Raw genomic sequence first — 4,160 nt, 5'->3', positions numbered from 1 at the left:
TATAATAATGAGAGCCTTTTTAGGTTTATTTAAGGCCTAAATCACTTTGTAGGCTAATGACCTGATTTTGTAAATTTTCTAGCTCAAGTTGTTTTTCCATCACTGATTTTGATGGGTTGTTTTGGGCTGCTTTCATTTGTTTATCAATTTCATTGATCTGCTTTTGAATATCATTTTGCCCTTTCGTTTTTTGGCGAATTTGATTTAACAGATTGGTCATTGATTGATTTAATGCGCGTTGGTTTGCTTGTTGGGTTTTGAGGCTGGCATTAGTTTGTTGCTTTTCTTTTTCAATGGCAGCTAAAACAGCTTTAAATTCTCTATTTAATGCTTGTTCATTGCCTAGGATCACTTTTTTTTGCTCAATACGGTTATCGTAAGTCCCTGAGTAATTACAATTAAATTTGGTGATAATGCTGACATCGCCTGTTGTCGGATCACAATCCGCTGGATTAGTCACACATCCACTTAAAAGTAAGGTCATTCCGAGAAGGGAAAGTGGTAAAAATTTCATCATTATCCTTTTTAATTTTAACTAAGTCTTATTGCAGTGCGTTGAGTATAAAGGCTATCAAGCTCTTCTTGTAAAGAGGCAACTTGTTGCTTCATCCCATTGATTTGTTTATCAAGCTGTGCTGTTTTTAAGCCATCTTGACGGCTTTGCGCTGCGATATCACGCCATTCATTTTCACGTTTTTTCATATCTGCTAAGCGTGAGCGAAGTGCTGCAATATTGGCATCAATACCTTTGAGTTGTTTCTCTGCGGCTTCTTTATTTAAACGTTGCTGTTTCATATCTTGCTGAATTTTTGCAATGGCTTTTTTATCATCAGCAATCACCGCTTTCGCTGTGTTAGAGGCACTTTGTAAACGCTGATTTTCATTTTGAATGTCAGCAATCATGGAATTGAGCATCTCTTCTTTTGTCGCGTAATTTTGGCGTTTGTTGTCTAAATAGGCATTTGCACCAATACCGACACCACAACCCGCGACAGCAGCAATGAGCATACATGCGCCTTTATTGCTGGAATTTGAGACTAAGCATCCTAATGCCCCAATTGCAGCCCCCCCTGCACAAGCTGTAATGCCTGATTTGCTGAAAAATTCCATATCACTGTTGTTTTTTAATCGAGGATCAGTACCGTTATTGCTTTGGCATCCTGATAAGGCAAGTAATGTACTAATGCTAAGTACAGCCATAAGTTGTTTGTTCATACCACACCTATCTCAAAGTCTCTGTTATTGTTTTTTGCACGCTTCAAGCCATTCATTGCGTGAAACTTTACCATTAGCCCAATATCCTTGCAGTCCTTGCATATACGTTGAAAGGTACGTATTTAAATTGGATTTTCCTCTGGCCTCCATCAATTGGCGTACAACGTCAATTTGAGGTTTTACTAAAGAAGCATCATACGTTGTTGCCATATCCACTAAGGTGTCTGCGTAATAGCTCACAACAAAGTCGAGGGTTTTTTTATGTTCATTAACTTGCGCTTGACGTCGCTCACATGTGGCATCTTTTGTGCCAGTAGGGCAGTTTTTTTCATGGAGAGCGATTAATCGATCATAAAATTCGCCATCATCTTTTAATTTGGTACATAAAAAAGCACCTAATTGCAGTGAAGTGCGGATAGCTTGATCTCGTTGTTCATCACGCAGTTGTGCGTTTGCGCGTAATGTATTTTTCAATTCAGCTAATTGTTTCTTCAATGCTTCATCTTGTACTTGGGTTGATAGCGTATTTAGGCTATTAATGGAATTATCGCTATTGGTTTTTGATTTATTGTTAGCGGGTTTCTCATTACCTAATTGTTGCCACTCTTTTTCTATCTCTTTGATTTTGTCACGTGAGGTTAATGCTGGGGCAACTATCGCTAAACGAAAGCCTGTGTATTTGTTTTTATTCGCACCAGTATTAGTGTAATAAGGCTCTTCTTGACGCCATGAACTGCGCATATCGCTTTCTGGGGTGAGATAGCTACCACCGCGCACAATAAATCCACCCGCTTGTCCATGTAAGCGGTCGAGTTTATTGAGTCTAAAAGGCTCAAACATCATTTCAGCGACATTACCCAACATATCATGTAAGCCAAGTGGGTTCGGTGATAACAAACCGGTGAGCTGTAATGAGCCATTAGCGGATTGGCTACCTGCTGACCAAATATAGTTTTTGGTGCCTTCTGGCATTGGGAAACGCATATCACGAAATTCTGAGGCAGAGACGTTTAAACCACCACGCGCCGCAAATTCCCATTCTGTTTCTGTCGGTAATCTTGCAAAACCTTTTGCGCCATCTTCAACAGGGAGTGCTTCTGGATGTTTGCTTCTTAACCATTGGTTATATTGATCTGCAAATTGCATTGCTTCATACCAACTGATATTCACTTTTGGTAAACGTAATTTATTTGAAGCAACAGGGCACTCTTTACCGTTAACCACGCTCTGCATGGCGTTATATTGCAGATCAGTAACTGGATATTTCGCCATAAGGTAATAACGGCCTTTTTCTTTGCCTTTTAGTGGGAAACTACCCGCAATATGTTCAGCTCGTGATTGCTCTAAATAACCCCATTCATCGCCTTCTTGCCCTAGCGTCACGCTGTAGTCTTGTAACGGTTGACTTAATGGAATAGTGACTTGGCGAAAGATCATTGAACCGTCACAAGGGAAAGGCAAGATCACATCATCAGGTAAAGCTTTTGGGTTAACGAATTTATCGTCCCATTTGGCAGATGCGGTAAAACTGCTAGATAACAGCGCGAATGATAAAGTTAGCAGCGATAAATTAAATTTCACGTAAGCTCTCCGCTGGTTCAATCGAAACGGCACGTAATGCGCCAATACTTGCCACCACTAAGGCCACCAGTAAGGCACTGCACATGGCAATCAATAAATCCCAAAATGTTAACTGACAAACAAAGGCTTGTTCAGGTAAATGTGTACCTAATAATGAGGTAAATAAGGCGCTACCGATGGTATAAAGCCCAAGGGCTAAAATAAAGGCAACACTGGTTAATAGCAGTGCTTGCAACACAATATATAAAGAGACGGCAAATTGACGAAAACCTAATAGACGTAGTACAGCCATGTCTTTGCGTTTACGGTCAATATTGGCAAGGAATGCACCAATTAATGAGGCAATGCAGCCTAATAGTGATACCCATGCAATCACGGAGAAAATTACGTTAAGGACGTAGCTGATTGCTTTTACAGCGTCTATTTGGCTTTTTTGTGTCATCACATCGATGTGTTGTTGTCTAAACCAATCATCAAGAGGCGCAATGGCATCTAAATTTTTTGCATAAAGGCGAGCTTTAGCAAACTGGGTTCTTGGTTTTGCTTCAACGCCTTGTGTTACGCCAAAAAGAGGTGCTTGATAACCATCTCGGTAATCTTCCATTGCGACTAAAACATCAAGAGAAACAAAAGCGGCTGCTCTTGGAAACTTGCTATCACTGATAATGGCACTGACTGTAAAGGTACGTTTGGCTCGTTCATTGACACCATTAAGCTTACGGCTGATAAATAAGCGCACACTATCGCCTACATTCGCCTGTAGTTTTTGTGCCGCATTGGCAGAGAGCACTAAGGTGTCTGCATTTTGAGGAATAGTCGCACCCTCTAATAAAGGATCGTGCTCTGCCGTCGGAATAATTTCGGCATTATCAATAAAATGTTGCCCATCAATCACAATATCGGCTTGTGTGTTTAAGCTACGTGTTAATGGGATAACAAAACGAACTTCTTCTTTTTGCGCAATTTCATCAAACCAAGTTTGAGGGTAGTTGCCATTACCTAACATACGTATTTCAAGGTTACGAGGATCATTTAGCAGTTGGTTGTGAAGCTGCGTTACAATGCCATTCTTTAGTCCAAACAGTAGCAGTAGTGGCGCAATCACAGAAACTAAAGAGAACACAATACAGAGTGCGACTTTGCGATCATAAATTAAGTCACGCCAAGCGAGTGAGCAAAGTAAGCCTAGGCGATTAGGATTGGCGCTATTGTTTGATAAAGACACTACCGCCTCCTTCAAGTTGTGCGTGATAGTGGTTAAAACCAAAACGCTCGACTAAAGACCAATCGTGACTCACAACCAGTGCAGAGATATCCAGTTGCTTTACCATTTCGACAATGAGTGCATACAGCACTTGCGCATT

At 40.7% G+C, this 4,160-nt stretch carries 4 protein-coding genes; all 4 read right to left on the bottom strand.

Annotation, left to right across the window (positions count from 1 at the left end; genetic code table 11):
* Nucleotides 1-25: 25 nt before the first annotated feature.
* Genes BHE89_RS11160 through BHE89_RS11145 form a run of 4 tightly spaced genes read right to left on the bottom strand, consistent with a single transcriptional unit; the run spans nucleotide 26 to nucleotide 4,021 of the window.
* A complete protein-coding gene (locus tag BHE89_RS11160) occupies nucleotides 26-514 on the bottom strand; it encodes a hypothetical protein (protein WP_260664875.1) in 489 nt (162 codons plus the stop codon).
* A gap of 17 nt (nucleotides 515-531) precedes the next feature.
* Nucleotides 532-1,215 carry a hypothetical protein gene (locus BHE89_RS11155; protein WP_069369496.1) on the bottom strand — a complete coding sequence of 228 codons (684 nt, stop codon included), beginning with the start codon at nucleotides 1,213-1,215 and terminating at the stop codon, nucleotides 532-534.
* Nucleotides 1,216-1,239: 24 nt separating this feature from the next.
* A complete protein-coding gene (locus tag BHE89_RS11150; RefSeq protein WP_069369497.1) occupies nucleotides 1,240-2,796 on the bottom strand; it encodes a formylglycine-generating enzyme family protein in 1,557 nt (518 codons plus the stop codon).
* Nucleotides 2,786-4,021, bottom strand: coding sequence for an ABC transporter permease (locus tag BHE89_RS11145; RefSeq protein WP_069369498.1), 1,236 nt, complete (start codon nucleotides 4,019-4,021; stop codon nucleotides 2,786-2,788). The genes BHE89_RS11150 and BHE89_RS11145 overlap by 11 nt, the downstream gene beginning before the upstream one ends.
* Between the last annotated feature and the right edge of the window lie 139 nt (nucleotides 4,022-4,160).

Origin of the sequence: Shigella sp. FC1967, from assembly GCF_001743005.1 — a bacterium.
Classification (GTDB): domain Bacteria; phylum Pseudomonadota; class Gammaproteobacteria; order Enterobacterales; family Enterobacteriaceae; genus Proteus.
The sequence above is the reverse complement of the archived record's forward strand: the minus strand, read 5'-3'. Positions and strand labels throughout refer to the sequence as shown.